15 protein-coding genes are annotated in these 14,770 nt (G+C 42.3%); 14 read left to right on the forward strand and 1 reads right to left on the reverse strand.

The features are described 5' to 3' along the window. Positions 1-17: 17 nt before the first annotated feature. The 13 genes from T491_RS0105330 (at position 18) to T491_RS0105390 (ending at position 10,466) form a co-directional block, all read left to right on the forward strand. Positions 18-518 carry a hypothetical protein gene (locus T491_RS0105330; RefSeq protein ID WP_028902971.1) on the forward strand — a complete coding sequence of 167 codons (501 nt, stop codon included), beginning with the start codon at positions 18-20 and terminating at the stop codon, positions 516-518. Next, positions 515-1,774, forward strand: a complete 1,260-nt coding sequence (locus T491_RS0105335; protein ID WP_028902972.1) for a hypothetical protein — start codon at positions 515-517, stop codon at positions 1,772-1,774. The genes T491_RS0105330 and T491_RS0105335 overlap by 4 nt, the downstream gene beginning before the upstream one ends. Positions 1,775-1,967: 193 nt before the next feature. Beyond that, complete coding sequence (locus T491_RS0105340; RefSeq protein WP_051522987.1) at positions 1,968-3,026, forward strand: ImmA/IrrE family metallo-endopeptidase; 1,059 nt, start codon at positions 1,968-1,970, stop codon at positions 3,024-3,026. Between the two features lie 4 nt (positions 3,027-3,030). Further along, positions 3,031-3,534 (forward strand): hypothetical protein, encoded by a 504-nt coding sequence (locus T491_RS0105345; protein WP_036915378.1) that lies wholly within the window; start codon positions 3,031-3,033, stop codon positions 3,532-3,534. A 29-nt stretch (positions 3,535-3,563) separates the two neighbouring features. Further along, positions 3,564-4,637, forward strand: a complete 1,074-nt coding sequence (locus T491_RS0105350; protein ID WP_028902975.1) for a DUF6043 family protein — start codon at positions 3,564-3,566, stop codon at positions 4,635-4,637. A 156-nt stretch (positions 4,638-4,793) separates the two neighbouring features. Then, positions 4,794-5,090, forward strand: coding sequence for a DNA-binding protein (locus T491_RS0105355; protein ID WP_036915381.1), 297 nt, complete (start codon positions 4,794-4,796; stop codon positions 5,088-5,090). 7 nt (positions 5,091-5,097) lie between these two features. Beyond that, the gene (locus T491_RS0105360; protein WP_028902977.1) at positions 5,098-6,099 is read left to right on the forward strand and encodes an AAA family ATPase; all 1,002 of its coding nucleotides are present in this window, start codon (positions 5,098-5,100) and stop codon (positions 6,097-6,099) included. After that, positions 6,092-7,153 (forward strand): DUF6371 domain-containing protein, encoded by a 1,062-nt coding sequence (locus T491_RS0105365; RefSeq protein ID WP_028902978.1) that lies wholly within the window; start codon positions 6,092-6,094, stop codon positions 7,151-7,153. Before T491_RS0105360 ends, T491_RS0105365 begins: the two co-directional genes overlap by 8 nt. A gap of 117 nt (positions 7,154-7,270) precedes the next feature. Next, on the forward strand, positions 7,271-7,636 hold the full coding sequence (mobC, locus tag T491_RS0105370; RefSeq protein ID WP_036915383.1) for a plasmid mobilization relaxosome protein MobC: 366 nt from the start codon (positions 7,271-7,273) through the stop codon (positions 7,634-7,636). Continuing rightward, a complete protein-coding gene (locus T491_RS15765; RefSeq protein WP_051522988.1) occupies positions 7,617-8,732 on the forward strand; it encodes a relaxase/mobilization nuclease domain-containing protein in 1,116 nt (371 codons plus the stop codon). Before mobC ends, T491_RS15765 begins: the two co-directional genes overlap by 20 nt. A gap of 23 nt (positions 8,733-8,755) precedes the next feature. Next, positions 8,756-9,406, forward strand: coding sequence for a hypothetical protein (locus T491_RS0105380; protein WP_028902980.1), 651 nt, complete (start codon positions 8,756-8,758; stop codon positions 9,404-9,406). A gap of 39 nt (positions 9,407-9,445) precedes the next feature. Further along, positions 9,446-10,117, forward strand: a complete 672-nt coding sequence (locus tag T491_RS0105385) for a ParA family protein (RefSeq protein WP_036915387.1) — start codon at positions 9,446-9,448, stop codon at positions 10,115-10,117. 31 nt (positions 10,118-10,148) lie between these two features. Continuing rightward, entirely contained in the window at positions 10,149-10,466 is a 318-nt protein-coding gene (locus tag T491_RS0105390; protein WP_028902982.1) for a hypothetical protein, read from the forward strand. 45 nt (positions 10,467-10,511) lie between these two features. Here T491_RS0105390 and T491_RS0105395 read toward each other — a convergent pair whose 3' ends face one another. Next, on the reverse strand, positions 10,512-11,315 hold the full coding sequence (locus tag T491_RS0105395) for a hypothetical protein (RefSeq protein WP_155950045.1): 804 nt from the start codon (positions 11,313-11,315) through the stop codon (positions 10,512-10,514). Positions 11,316-11,857: 542 nt separating this feature from the next. Between T491_RS0105395 and T491_RS0105400 the strand changes: the two genes are divergently transcribed. Beyond that, positions 11,858-14,767: an SNF2-related protein gene (locus T491_RS0105400; protein ID WP_036915389.1), complete on the forward strand. Its 2,910-nt coding sequence runs from the start codon at positions 11,858-11,860 to the stop codon at positions 14,765-14,767. The last annotated feature ends 3 nt before the right edge of the window (positions 14,768-14,770 follow it).

Raw genomic sequence — 14,770 nt, forward strand, 5'->3', positions numbered from 1 at the left:
CATAAAATAATATTGCTATGAGTTTAGATTTGCACATTAAATCAAAAACACCAATCCTTAAACATGGAACAGGTGTGTATGTTAGAGAAAAGGGGCGTACCCGTGAGTTAGAATCGTTGGCAGAGGTAACGAAGTATTTCCCAGATGCGGATATTAGCCACATCAAAGAATTCGATTATGAGACCGATGATATGTGGCATGGAAATATCACTCACAACATGACAGAGATGGCGGATCATGTTCCAATAGGAGAATTGACGTTATACGATTATCTATGGAGACCCAAAGAACATGGATTTGAAAATGCATCGGTAGACTACCTACATGGAGTATTTGAAGGGTTGATGTACTTGAAAAACCATAAAGAGGAACTTCTTCCCTATGAACCGGACCCAGACCCCAAAACGGGTGAAAGATGGGGCGATTATGGACTTCTTGTACAGTTTTGTATTTCTCTTATCAATTGCATGATGGAGTTGGATTTCTCTAATGAGTATAGAATATTATCTGATGTATGAAGAATTTGCCGGTATTGAAATACAATGACCTTCAAGATCTTATCTGTCTTGACGACGTATGTGATTTAAATGGTGTCGTGATTGACGATGCTTCACTTGAAGTGATGCTCAGAATTGAGAAAACTATGCAGCGCTTGGAAGTTATGGGTGACGATGAATGTCGCAGGCTATGGATAGAACTAAAGGCACCTCAGAAACGGTTTCGTGACGATGATGCAGACAAAAATGGTAACTACTGGTATCAGATTTTCTCTGCCCATTATAAAGATTTCCATTACTTGGTACTTACTAATCGCCATTGGAGATTCATTGATTTACGAAGTGCTCATCATGTAGGAGCGGAACGGGAGCCAGATTCCGTCTATGGAAATGTCTCAAAGCCATTAAAGAAGATTGAGACTTATGTGACAGCTTTAGTGGACCAGATATGTGAACATCCTGACGAATACAATGCGTATGTTGAGGAGCATTTGCCCTATTCGAAACGTAACGGACGAATTAAAAGGGCTGATTTGAACCGGATTTGCCCTACATATCGCACCTTTGCCAATCCTGAACATGTGATAGAAGTGGTATCTGGTTTTAAGTCTCTTCCCCTATGGTCTTGCAAGGAGATGACCTTACGGACCTATATGCGATTCTGGCGTATGGCTTATGAAGCATACCGTGTCAAAGACGAAATTACGCCAACATCCAAGTATTCTTTTGATAAGCAAAGTGACGAGGAGGTCTTTAGAAATCATAGTAGCAAAGGAAGAGAGACGGAAGGGCTTAATCTTGATAGCGAGCAAGACTTTCTCAAATGGGACAAGGAGAATACCCACTATCACAACATGGATGTTATCTATGCAAGAGTGCATCTCGTCCCCAGGAAAAAAGGAGAAGGTTGGGATGATGAGGATCTTCCTGTTCCTGATGGACATTGGTATTTGGATTTAAGCTTTTGTGTCTATGGCTTCTCTAATGACGTTGTCAATATGCTCGAAACCTTCTGGCGTGCTGGGGTAGGTGTCGTTTGTGATGAAACCAGTCGGTTACTCAAGATGGCCAAAGAGTCAGACTATGTCAGTATCTCACCAATCCCTAATAAATATTGTTGTGATGATGAAGTGGGCAACGAGATGAGCTTGCCTTATCAATGCGACACTATTTCTGCTCAACAAGTGGCAGATGTTATAGCTGCCACAAAATGGGAAAAGCAACAAAAAGTAAAACCACTAGCTCTGGTCAAAGAGAAAAATGATTCCCAAGAATGAGATAAGCACCTTTCAATAAATGATTTTATGTAAAACTCTTCCCCCAACTCGAAAAATTGCAGAGTTGGGGGAAGTTTTATATAGAAAGCTTTGCTTTGTGTTAAAAATCATCAGTTCAAATTAGTTTTTTCTGATTTTGGTTGACAATTTAGAGAATTATTTGTAATTTTGTCGCCAAAAACCAGATGGAACTATGGAATTGAAAAATGTATTTGGAGCAAGACTGAAGAATGCCAGGGTTATCAATGGCATGTCTATGGATGATCTTTGTGCTAAGATGAACAACTTAGTGTCGAAGCAAACGATATCCAAGTATGAGTCTGGTAAGATGTTGCCAAACTCAACCAACCTCATTGCCCTTGCCAATGCTTTGAATGTTAGGCCCGATTACCTTTTGCGCCCCTTTACAGTTTCGCTTGATAAGATTGAGTTTCGCAAGAAGTCCAAGATGAGCGTGAAAGAAGAAAAGGCCATCAAGGAAAAGATTCGTGACAAGATTGAGAGGTATATTGAGGTGGAAGAGATCTTGGGCATCAGTTCCGATTTCATCAATCCGATTCTGCAAAACGCTGTTATTGCTCCTTCTGATGTATGTCGCATTGCAGAACAGCTAAAGGCTGCATGGCAGTTGGGACAAGACGGTATACCTTATATTATAGAGATGTTGGAGGACCACTGCGTGAAGGTTATTGAGATGGATGCACCAGATACCTTTGACGGATTGAGTGGTATTATTGGTGAACATAAGCCAATCATTGTACTGAACAAGAACTTCCCAGTCGAACGTAAGCGATTTACCGCTATGCATGAACTGGGACATTTGTTGCTTGACTTTGATGACGCTCTCCCCCAGAAGGATGTTGAGCGCTTCTGCAATCTATTTGCCAACGAAATGCTGATATCTCAGGATGTATTTAAGAAATTGTTGGGCGTATCTCGCCACGACATTTCTTTGAACGAACTTCGGGCTATTCAATCTAATTATGGTATATCAGTAGAAGCTCAGATGTTCAAAGCAAAGCAGCTGGGCATAATTAGCGAGTCGCGCTATAAATATTTTTGTATTACAAAGAACAAGAATCAAGCATTCAGGGAACAGGTTGAGAAGAGCACCTTCCACGAAGAAAAGTCTAATCGTTTTAGTAGCCTGGTTTATCGTGCCTTGGCATCTGAACTGATAAGCTTTTCCAAGGCATCAGAGTTGCTGAATGAGTCAATCTACGTAGTCCGCGAACAGTTAGAGCTGGTATAATATAATGGAGATTGTAATCAACGATACAAATATCTTCTTGGATTTGTACGATATCGGCCTGTTAGATGATTTCTTTCAGTTGCCTATACGGGTGCATACTGTTGACTTCGTAATCAATGAAATCACCCATCCCGATCAACAGAAGGTGATACAACAACTGATTAGTAAGGGAATTCTTTTTGTGAAGGACTATCCTGCAACAAGTATTCCCAATCTATATCAGTTCAATATCGAGTGTGGTGGAAATCTGACTTTAACCGATTCTACTGTCATCTATTATGCCCAAACACTTGATAACTGCAGGATTTTGACAGGTGACAGACAGTTACGTAATAGGGCAGAAGAACGAGGCATTATTGTTTCTGGAATACTATACGTATTTGACCAACTTGTAGAACACAATCTGATTCCACCATACGAAGCCTCACAGAAGTTGGAAGCTCTATTCAAGATTAACACTCGACTCCCGAAGCGAGAAATAGAAATACGATTGGAAAAGTGGAAATAGAAAAGAAAACAAATTAACAGGATATCACAATGAATATAGAAGAATATAAAAAAGAACTTGCGGAATGGAAGAAAAACCATATTGATTTTTACAATGAATATGTTCATGCTATAAAGAGCAGGAAAGCAACCCTTACTACTTATATGCATGTTTACGTATTTGCCATGAATCAGATTCCGGGCCTACCAAAAGATATTGAATTGGGCGATTGCGATGATCTCTTTAAAACCTATTTTGGAAAATATGGCTTCAACAAGTTATTAGGAATGCTTGCATCGGTTATAGGTAACGATATATTTTTCGGAATCAAGTCACTTGCCCAACGCAATAAGTTAAAAAAGGCAATTGTAGCTTGGCTTATATTGGGCGACCTTCATACATGTATCATTAACAAAGTGATATCCTATCCTGATAAAGGTAATTATGAAGAGAGTCTCAACAAACTTCTTTGTCGAATTGTCAGAAATAGCCTTATATCAGGATTAAAGGATGAGGATTATTGGCGTTCTGTACAGAGCAAGAAACCATTATTCTTAAAAGATGATGAGATGGAAAAACTCTTAGGTCTTATTAAAAAGGAGATTGGGGAAAAGAAAGAATCTAAAACGTCTCAACAAAAGGATTCTGATGAAATAAAGCAAGCCGAGAATGTTCAGAATAAGAAAGGCAAGCCTGGAAGAAAGCCAAAGTTTGGTGACCTGAAAGAAGAAACTTTGGAAGCCTTCATTGAATATAGCACAGGAAATCAAGGTAAAGCAGAAACCTATACTCAGAAGATTGTAGATCAACTTATTAAGTGCTCCACAGGCGAAGAACTGGCAGCATTAGCAGTCGCTTTGGAACATCTTAATATTATAATGTGTATTGACAACGGTGGGGTGAGAATGTTCTGGGGTATGTTACAAAAAAAGTGTAAAACAATAGTAGGCTATAAGGTTATGAACGAAAATTATAAAAAACTTGAGGCGTATAACAAAAAAGGCATAGTACCTCCCGAATGTGCCTCTGGTAGAAAGAAAATTTCAGATTTCATCGAGATATTTCGAGAAATAAATATGCCTTCAGGAAATATAGTTCAAGAAACCTCTATAGAGGTTAATTAATTCAATCAATTCAATTAATTCGTGCATCCCAATTAATTGGCCTTAGTTTCATTTCCTACCCCATAAAAATCCAATAATTTTGCCGTCGAATTGAGAAAGACTCAGTTCGGGGACCTTCCTTTGTCCCTTAGTTTTGGACAAATAAATTATTGGATTATGAATAACATTATTGTAATTGAAAAAGAACAGTTGGCAGAAGTCGTTTATGCCGCTGTAAACAGATGCCTCGATGAAAGAAAGATCGAGGAGAGTGTGAGTAAACCTGATGATGAAGGTTACTATGATCGTGATGAGATATGCGGCTTGTTGCATATCGCATATCCTACTTTGTGGCGAATTGAGAAGTCAGGCTTGTTGAAAAGCCAAAAGGTGGGACGCAAGAATCTCTATTCTAAAGCTGAGGTAAACCTGCTGATGAAGTCTGGGAAACTGGCCAAGTACAACCGAAAGTAATGCTATCATGGAGAATTATGTACAAGGTATTACTGAAGAACAGCAACAGATGCAGTCAAAGTTTGTTTCTGCCGCTGAGTTGTCTGGTGAAATCACTGGTGAGATGCTGCTGAAGAAACAGATTCACGAAATCCCAACACTTGTGGAGCCTATCTTCCCCAAGGTTGGATTAGGTTGTCTAGCAGGCAGTTCTGATACGGGAAAGTCTGCTCTGCTTCGTCAAATGGGCATTTCTGTAGCTGCAGCATTGCCAACATTCCTTGGAATGAGACTTAATGTGAGTCGTCGGGTTGTCTATTATGTATCTACGGAAGATGATGAGACGGCAACAGCTTATCTTCTTTGTAGGCAGAATATAGACCTAAATATTGACCCAACAGAATTAAGACACTTGCGATTCTTGTTCGAGAGTGAGAATGTTATTGCGGAATTGGATAAGCGATTGGCGGTTCATCCAGCAGATCTTGTTATTATAGACTGTTTCTCAGACCTCTATACTGGAAATATGAATGAGAGTAATCAGGTACGAATGTTTCTTAATCAGTATTCCCAGTTGGCCAACAAATATCAGTGTCTCATTATTTTCCTACATCATTGTGGTAAACGTACTGAGAACTTCATGCCGAGTAAGCATAATCTTCTTGGTAGCCAGGCATTCGAGGCAAAGATGCGACTGGTTTTGGAACTCAGAAGTGATGTGGCAGATAAGACTGTCAAGCATCTGTGCTGCGTGAAAGGAAACTATTTGTCTGCAGACTATAAGACAGAATCCATAAAGCTCAAATTCTCAGAGAACCTTACTTTCCATGAGACAGGTGAACGTGTCCCTTATGAGAATTTGGTTCCGGAATCTGGAGATGTGGATGACAAATATGAACTGGTTATGCAATTGAAGTCGGAAGGACGCACACTTGATGAAATTGCCAAGATTATAGGCTATAAGGACAAGTCTGGTGTGTCAAAATTCATTGCAAGATATGAAAAACGAAAGGGAATAGCAAATGGATAACTACGATTATAACGCATTGGCCAATGAGGTGGTCAGACGGGGTATCAATATGTTTGAGTCGTTTGACGACTGGACTAAGGGGGCTTTTGCTCTCTCCAATCTTGGGAGGGATGGGCTCGACATTTTTAAGACCATCAGCAGTCTCAGTCAGAAATACAATGCTGCTGAGTGCGAGCGAAAGTTCAGAAATGCACTTAGTACAAGCAACCGTATTGGAATTGCCTCCTTTATATATATGTGTCAGCAACATGGCATTGATACCAATAAGTATTATGTGAAGGATTCAGAGGTGGCCCTTCTTCAACCAGTGGCAACTCACCAAATCGAGAGTTGTCCGATACCACCGTTGGTTTCTATTGATAGTGTCTATCTCACCAACAGCCTCGATTATTCTCTGTCATCAGATTTTGGTTTTTATCTAAGAAATCTTGCGGATAGAGTTGACCATGTGGTTGATGTTGCAAGGCTCTACTATTTGGGAATGAATCGCGAACATCATACGATCTATTGGTATGTTGACAAGGATAACATCGTCCGCTATGGCAAAGTTATGGCTTATGGTGCTGATGGGCATCGTAACCGTTTCTTCAATCCGATAAGTATTCCCAGGGAATTGTCAACGATAGGACTTCTCCCCAAAGAGTACACAATAAAGCAGACTCTATTTGGAGAGCATCTTATCCGACTCCCTCAATACGCTGGCAAAACTATCGGCATTGTTGAGAGTGAAAAGACGGCTATCATCTGCTCCTTATTCCTTCCATCTCTACTTTGGTTGGCAACAGGCTCAATGGGTAATGTGCAGACTGAAAGGATGGAGGTTGTTAAAAATCGGCTTGTCATTTTCTATCCTGATACAGATCCGGATTCTTTGGCATTCAACAAATGGAGGCAAAGAGCAGATGAGTTAAATCATCTTGGATGGCAAATTCAGGTCAGTGATTATCTGGAAAAAGTTGCTACACCTGAGCAGCGCCAGATGAAAATCGACATTGCTGATTTGCTGAGAGACAATATTCAAACCCAAACAAAGGCCAGTCTGGTCTCTCTGTAAGGTATCGTGATGTTTTGTAGGGAGCAAGTTTATGTTTTGAGTTGCTCAAAACCCCACTATTTCCCCAATGGGACGCGTTTTCATCCCATTGGTCTAACTTAATTATTGATTGAAACTATGGCAGAAAAGAATAAAGGTGGTCGCCCCAGGGTGGCTACGATAGACAAGAAGAAATATAAGTTGCCTCCAGTCCGGTTAGGCACAAAGAATTATGTGATGGTGAAGAACCAGGCAAAGCAGGCAGGCTTGTCGCTGACTGAATATCAGCGGCAGAAACTGTTGCAGGGCTATGTTGTCGAACGCATCAGTCCAGAGCAAATGGAGCTTTATCGTCAGTTGGCAGGTATTGGCAACAACCAGAATCAATTGGCCCACCAAGCCAACACTTTTGGCTATAGCAAAGACGCAGCACTCTATCATGAGAATGCACTGCAAGTAAATAACCTTATCAAGAAGATTCTCTATGATGGCAAAGATAACTAAGGGGCATAGTTTTGGCGGTGCTGTCCGTTATGTCATGCAGGATAAGAAGGAGGCAAAATTGTTGGATTCGAGGGGTGTCTTGGCGAATGACAAACAGTCCATCATTAACTCTTTCCGTCTTCAGTGTCAACTGCGGCCAGATGTTAAGGTGATGGTTGGGCATATTTCTCTCGACTTCTCTGTTGAAGACGTTGACAAAATGAGTGATGACTTTATGGTTAAGGTGGCGCAGGATTATTTGCAGAGGATGAATATCTTGAATACTCAGTTTATAATAGCTCGTCATTATGATCGTGAACATCCTCACTGCCACATCATTTTCAACCGCATTGGCAACAATGGCAAGATGATATCAGATAGAAATGATAGAGTACGGAGCGCAAAAATCTGTAGGAGTTTGACCGAGAAGTATCACCTTCATCTGGCAAACGGCAAAGATCATGTGCATCGTGACAGACTTCGTGGAGCTGATGCCGTGAAGTATCGTATCTATGATGCTCTGGAAGCAATTGTTCCAAGATGTAGGAATTGGGATGAATTGCGCACGTCCCTTGCGAAACAGGGTATTACAGTCTCTTTCACCTGCCGGGGAACGACAACAGCCATTCAAGGTGTTGTCTTTGAAAAGGAAGGACTCCGTTTCAATGGTTCCAAGGTTGATCGTAAGTACAGCTATTCCAAGATTAGTACAGTCTTACGCCAGAATGAGATGCACCAGAGAAGGGAAACTGTTAACGGCAGTTTCGGTCATGGAGATTCTTATGATTACGAGATCCAGTCGCAGCGAAAAAATACTCTGAGCGGGCAGACTTCGTTTGAAAACGATGGACATCCCTATGATCCGGAGCCTTTTGACAGTTTCCATTCAGGTGCTTCTGTTGCCAGTGATCTACTAACAGACGTAGCTTCAGGCGTAACAAATGCTGCTGGTACTATTGCTTCTGGCATAGCCAACGCTATGATGGCAACTCCTACTGAGCCTAGTGTTTCTCCTGGAGGAGGTGGTGGCAATAGTAATTCTGATGACCTTGCCGATGATGAATATATTGATGAATATGGTGTACGCCGCAAGAAGCAGCGCGGTATGCACCGATAGTATTAACAATAAACATTTTTTATATGGATAAATTAAATTCTACTGAAGTGATGCTCGCAGAGCTTATCGAGCAGAATAACAAGCAACAGAAGGATGTTGCTTCAATGAAAACCTCACTTGATACACTTTCAGGTGAGCTGACCAAACTAAACAATATCCTGAGTCCAACTCTAAAACCAGTAAAATTTGAGGAGGTGATTCCCAGAAAGGATGCTGATGAACGGGCTAAATATTTGGTTCGTATGTATGGCGACATGCAAGCCAAATATGCGAATCTAAAGGCTGAGTTTGGCGAACTCCAGGCAAAAACTCGCTATTGGGCTTCTAACCAATGGGCTAAGCACTTATTCCGCTGGTTGTTCGTTAAACGCCACGTGTGGTTTTTCTTCGTATTCCTTATATACGGAGCTATGATGGCGATGCTCATTTATGTCGATATGAGAAAAAAAGATGAGATTAATCGCCTTCAAGAAGCAGATTTGAAGTATCGCTATATCAGGGCTGCGAATGTTGCTCCGCTGACAATGAATTGGGTCGATAGTTTGTTTGAGACAAAAGTGCCATCCGACATGGAGTATATCCATACGACTATAAACGAATATGAAAGTGTCATCAAGCATAAATGTGATAGTGTGGTTAAGGCCGAGAACCAGAAGCGTGCTCGTTATAAATAGTAAAGTAGCATTTGTGATAACTAACAAAATAATAGAATCATGAAATCGAAGAAGAACAAAATCATTGTTTTCGCCAATCAGAAGGGCGGAGTGGGCAAGTCCACGCTCTGCATCCTTTTGGCAGACTATCTGGCGTATTGGAAGAAAGATGTCTGCATCATTGACACCGATCTCCAACAGTCCGCCACCCTGCAACGTGAGCAGGACAAGCAGACCTTTGGAGAAGAAGAACCATACAGCATCCAATCTTTTGAGGTCAGCGACCCCAAGACGATGCAATTGTTGATGGAAAATGCTCAGTCACAAGACGGCTTTGTGCTTTTCGATGCTCCGGGCACCATCAAAGACGATGGCTTGGCACCGATGTTCATCTATGCCGACTACATCATCTGTCCATTTGAGTACGAATCGAAGTCGTTATTCTCAACCCGAACTTTTATTCAGGTCATTAATCGACTTCAACAACTCAATCCACAGATGAATGACCAAATCTTCTTTGTGCCAAACAAGGTTGATGCCCGAATGGGAACACGTGAAGAGTTGGAACTATGGAAGCAAATGGATGCTGAATTTGGCAAAAGTGGCATCGTTACCCCGCCTGTTGGCTATCGGGCACAGATGAAGCGAGTGAACACCTACAACGTCCCGCTTCCACTGAAACATGCAGTATATGGGAGTTTTCGATTTATCGTGAAATCTATTCTGCGATAATGTGAGTTTATGATTAATAGATAATGCGACTATGGAAAAGAAAAAGCTTAGCATTGAACTGCCAAAAGGTGGTATGAGTGATCTCACTAAACAGGTGAGGAATAACCCCATCATAGAACCGTTAGCCGATGCCACCGAATGGCAACGCTTTACACACTATCTGGACGAGTTCAAAAACGTCTCGGAACATGGGGAATGCGTCTGGTTATTCAAAGATGTGAAACGGGAGATTGAACGCATCAAGTTTGAGTCGGATGCAAAACTCAATATCCGGCAACTGGTAAACGCAATGCTCCTTGCTTTCATCAAAGAACATCGTGATGAACTGAAGAATATCCGGTCTGGATAATACAAAATGTTACCAAGATGTCTGACAAAATACTGAAACATCTCTTCAGCCCCCATTCATTAATTGGTCATGCTCTTGTTTGTCAACGTAATCCCAAAGCATCTGTAGGAACAGGTGATGTTCCTCTTTGCGAGAAGGTTGATGCTCAAGGTCTTCGATTTTTACCTTTATAGGCAAGTATTTGTCCTTGAAACGGGAAAGATAGGAGTTCTTGTCCTTTGCAGTTTTCTCATTTAGCAGATTGAGTGCGTCAATCAGTTCGTTCCATTCCTTTTCGGTAGGTGGAATACATTTCTCACCTGCAAACGGCATTAGTTCTTCTTCGTCGAAGTCGTATCTCCAGAAATCGTTCTTTGGTTCGCGCATCCACTCTGTCAGTTTCTCTTTGGTTAGTTGTATCAGCCTATGAGCATCGTAATCCAGGTCTTCCACTACATGATATAGAAAACCAGTTACCATAATCTTCCAGTCATGTCCATGACTGCCCACGCGCCAGCACTGTGACTTGAAGAATTCATCACCTTCATCACCTCTTTCCGCTTGGCATATTTTCCGAGCAACATAAGCTGCAGCATATGCAATCTCCGTCTTGTAACCAAGTGATTCCTCGAGATTTTCCTTGAGCTCTTTTGCCTTTAGTGGGTTGAAAGTGGCAATATGACTTATGTATTCCAGATATAAGGACTCAGCATCACCACCTTGTTCCATGAAGTCATGAAGACTATCCATGTATGAGTCCATATAGTCAAGATCTGTCTCACCTGTAGCTTTAAAGCCAGCCAACATGGTTTTACATTGTCGAACCTGTGCCTCTTGCTGCTTTGCAATCTCGGCAAACATGTCTAGCATTTTTTGTGGGAAATGAAGTGGGTTGTTCTCTTCCATATTTTTTTTATTGCAAAATTATCATTTATTACTTAATTATGTATGCAAAAAACAAAAATGTTAAACCTTAATGGCATAAAAATGAAAATGTGAGAACAATTAGTGTGATTGGTGCTCCTTTTTGATGACATAATTACCATAAAGACGTTCTTTCTATTAAATAATGTGTAAATTTGTGGTAAACCGTTATAAACTCGGAAAATAATTCGTATCTTTGCAATTGCTATCTGTGCGAAAGCATTGGAGCAGGAGATCTTTTCTTATGAGATAAACAGCGTTCTGCTATTGTTCTATTCACGTTGAAACCTAGGAAATTTCAATAACAAGGAAATAATGGAGGCAGACAAGTAAGCACACGTGCTGTCAAGGCGCGTGGGCTAAGTCTTGTGCCTCTATTTGGTTTTCCTAGGACCACAACGTGAGCAAGATGATGCCCACGTTTTTTGTGTCCTATTGGGAACCCCCAAGATAGAAGCATAGACAGACGTTACTGACTTGAAATAGTTATGAACGATGTACAGAACCAGCGCTTGCCGCTACTAACAGAGGAACAGCAGAAGTACATCGCCTGGCTGCTCACATCGAGGCGGTCGGGTGATGATGATATGCGTGTAGCTGGTGTTCTGTCAGAGGCTCGTGTTGATTTGAATCCCCATCAGGTGGAGGCTGCCCTGTTTGCCTTGAAATCGCCTTTCTCGAAAGGTGTGGTATTGGCCGACGAGGTAGGTTTGGGTAAGACCATCGAGGCCGGCATCGTTATCAGTCAGTACTGGGCAGAGCAAAAACGCCGTATTCTCATCATTGTACCAGCCACCCTGCGACGTCAGTGGAGCACGGAGATGGAAGAAAAGTTTTTCCTCAAGTCTGAAATCTTGGAACGCTATTCCCTGATTTCGCCAGACATCATTTTACGTAAGCATCACCTCTTCATCTGTTCCTATCAGTACGCAGCCAAGTATGCTGACCAGCTGTCGCAGACCAACTGGGACTTGGTGGTTATTGACGAAGCTCACAAGTTGCGTAATGTCTATAAGAACTCTTCTGCTGCAGCGCGACGCATCAGCGATGCTTTCCGTCACAACAAAAAACTGCTGCTGACAGCTACACCCTTACAGAATAATATTCAAGAACTCTACGGCTTGGTGTCCGTCATCGACGATAAGTATTTTGGCGACCTGAAGAGTTTCAATACGCAATATGGCTATCATTCGTTAGAGGACAACCACAGCTTCCATGACTTGAAGTTCCGTTTGAGCACCCTGATTCATCGCAACCTGCGCAAACAGGTGACAGAGTATGTGAAGTACACCTCGCGCATCCCAATGGCTCAGGAGTATATGCCAAGCGAGAAGGAGCAGGAACTCTACGACAAGATGAGCGCCTACCTGCTTCGCGATGATGCCTATGGCTTGCCATCTGGTCAGCGAACCCTGCTTCTGTTGCTTATCCGTAAACTCATGGCTTCATCATCTTTTGCCGTCTGCGATACCGTTCAAGCCATTATCAATCGCTTGAAGCGACTGGTTGGAGAAGAGGAAACGGAAGAAGCAGAAGTGGATGAAAGTCTGCAAGACCTGTTTGATGATAGTTTTGGTGAAGAAACGGAGGAATGGGAGGATGATGCAGATGACGAAGAAAAACTCAAGGATATAGAAAAGATACGTCTGACACCAGAACAACAGACAGCCGTCTATCATGAAATAGCCGACCTGCAGGAAATCTTCGACCTTGCCAACAGCATCAAAGACAACAATAAAGGAGAATGCTTGTTGAAAGCTTTGGAAGTTGGCTTCAAGAAGATGGAAGAACTTGGTGCCAATCGCAAAGCCCTGATTTTCACAGAGAGCCGTCGCACTCAGGAATACCTCTTTGAACTATTGGAGACCAACGGCTACAAAGGTCAGATTGTGCTTTTCAATGGCAGCAACAACGATGAACGCAGTAAACATATCTACAAGAACTGGCTTGCTGTCAATGAACGGACTGGTCGTATATCTGAATCCAAGTCAGCCAATCGTCGTCAGGCCATTGTTGACTACTTCCGCAATAAGGCATCCATTATGATTGCCACAGAGGCTGCCTCTGAAGGTATCAACCTCCAGTTCTGTTCTTTTATCGCAAACTTCGACCTACCATGGAACCCCCAACGTGTAGAGCAGCGCATTGGTAGATGTCATCGTTATGGCCAGCGCAACGACGTGGTGGTATGCAACTTCATCAATGTGAAGAATGCTGCCGACATCCGTGTATATCAGTTACTCTATGAAAAGTTCCATCTGTTCGATGGCATTTTTGGGGCCAGCGACGATGTGTTGGGTAGCATAGAGTCTGGTGTGGACTTCGAGAAACGCCTGTTGGAGATATACCAAACCTGTCGCACACCAGAGGAAATCAATGCTGCTTTCGACCTGGTGCAGAACGAAATGGATGCACAGATACAGCAGACGATGAACGAGACACGTCAGGCTTTGTTAGAGAATCTGGATGAAGATGTGGTTAATCTGCTGCGTATTCGAAGGGAGAACGACGACAAGAACATCAGCCGCATCCATCGTTGGCTCTATGCCTTGACAGTATCGTATGCCCCTGAATGCATTGAGGCAACAGATGCCGATAACCTCATTTTTACGCTGAAGAAAAATCCCTTCCCTCAGCAGCATATAGCCACAGGCACTTATCAGATAAGCAATACAGACGGACGCTATGAAAACTATCGTCTGTCACATCCATTGGCAAAGGCTATTATCGAAGCAGCAAAGAACAAGGAACTGCTTCATCGTGAACTGCACTTTGATTATAAACTGCATCCCTATAAGAACTCAATTATTGAACAGACAGACTGTCAAGAAGGTTACTTGGCAGCCCATCTTGTCAGCTATCACAGCGACGGGCAGGATGAAGACCATATTGTGCTGACCGCTATAGGTGCTCATGGCGAGGAACTGTCATCAGAATTGGCACAGCGCATATTAGGCATTGTGGCAACAGCAGGAAACACCATCCATGACGTGCCACAAACAGAGATGTCGCGCTTCTATGATGTCCGTAAGGATGCGCTAACCACCCAAATCAGCGAGCGCAACGACAAGATGCTGAAGGACGAGATAGCCCATGTAGAGGCTTGGGCTGACGATAAGGAGCTGACCATTGAGCGAGAAATCAAACAGCTAAAAGCCAGGAAGAAAGAGAAACAGCGACTACTCACTAAGGCAGATTCGCTGAACGAGAAATTGGCCCTTGAAAAGGAACTGAAACAGGTTACAAACGAACTGAAGAGAAAACGTGCTGAGCAGGATGACCTGGACGAAGAAATCGAGCAGCAGCGCGATGAGATGATAGCCCGTCTGCGCCAGTATCTGAATCAGCAGATAAGCGACAAGGAACTGTTCTTTATTCACTTTACACTTAGCAAATAAACA

The organism is Prevotella sp. P6B4 (assembly GCF_000619985.1).
GTDB lineage: Bacteria > Bacteroidota > Bacteroidia > Bacteroidales > Bacteroidaceae > Prevotella.

Excerpts from the sequence above, each read along its gene's own strand:
- T491_RS0105330 (WP_028902971.1), top strand. The coding sequence starts at position 18 with ATGAGTTTAGATTTGCACATTAAATCAAAAACACCAATCCTTAAACAT.
- T491_RS0105335 (WP_028902972.1), top strand. The coding sequence starts at position 515 with ATGAAGAATTTGCCGGTATTGAAATACAATGACCTTCAAGATCTTATC.
- T491_RS0105340 (WP_051522987.1), top strand. The coding sequence starts at position 1,968 with ATGGAATTGAAAAATGTATTTGGAGCAAGACTGAAGAATGCCAGGGTT.
- T491_RS0105345 (WP_036915378.1), top strand. The coding sequence starts at position 3,031 with ATGGAGATTGTAATCAACGATACAAATATCTTCTTGGATTTGTACGAT.
- T491_RS0105350 (WP_028902975.1), top strand. The coding sequence starts at position 3,564 with ATGAATATAGAAGAATATAAAAAAGAACTTGCGGAATGGAAGAAAAAC.
- T491_RS0105355 (WP_036915381.1), top strand. The coding sequence starts at position 4,794 with ATGAATAACATTATTGTAATTGAAAAAGAACAGTTGGCAGAAGTCGTT.
- T491_RS0105360 (WP_028902977.1), top strand. The coding sequence starts at position 5,098 with ATGGAGAATTATGTACAAGGTATTACTGAAGAACAGCAACAGATGCAG.
- T491_RS0105365 (WP_028902978.1), top strand. The coding sequence starts at position 6,092 with ATGGATAACTACGATTATAACGCATTGGCCAATGAGGTGGTCAGACGG.
- mobC (WP_036915383.1), top strand. The coding sequence starts at position 7,271 with ATGGCAGAAAAGAATAAAGGTGGTCGCCCCAGGGTGGCTACGATAGAC.
- T491_RS15765 (WP_051522988.1), top strand. The coding sequence starts at position 7,617 with ATGATGGCAAAGATAACTAAGGGGCATAGTTTTGGCGGTGCTGTCCGT.
- T491_RS0105380 (WP_028902980.1), top strand. The coding sequence starts at position 8,756 with ATGGATAAATTAAATTCTACTGAAGTGATGCTCGCAGAGCTTATCGAG.
- T491_RS0105385 (WP_036915387.1), top strand. The coding sequence starts at position 9,446 with ATGAAATCGAAGAAGAACAAAATCATTGTTTTCGCCAATCAGAAGGGC.
- T491_RS0105390 (WP_028902982.1), top strand. The coding sequence starts at position 10,149 with ATGGAAAAGAAAAAGCTTAGCATTGAACTGCCAAAAGGTGGTATGAGT.
- T491_RS0105395 (WP_155950045.1), bottom strand. The coding sequence starts at position 11,315 with ATGCTAGACATGTTTGCCGAGATTGCAAAGCAGCAAGAGGCACAGGTT.
- T491_RS0105400 (WP_036915389.1), top strand. The coding sequence starts at position 11,858 with ATGAACGATGTACAGAACCAGCGCTTGCCGCTACTAACAGAGGAACAG.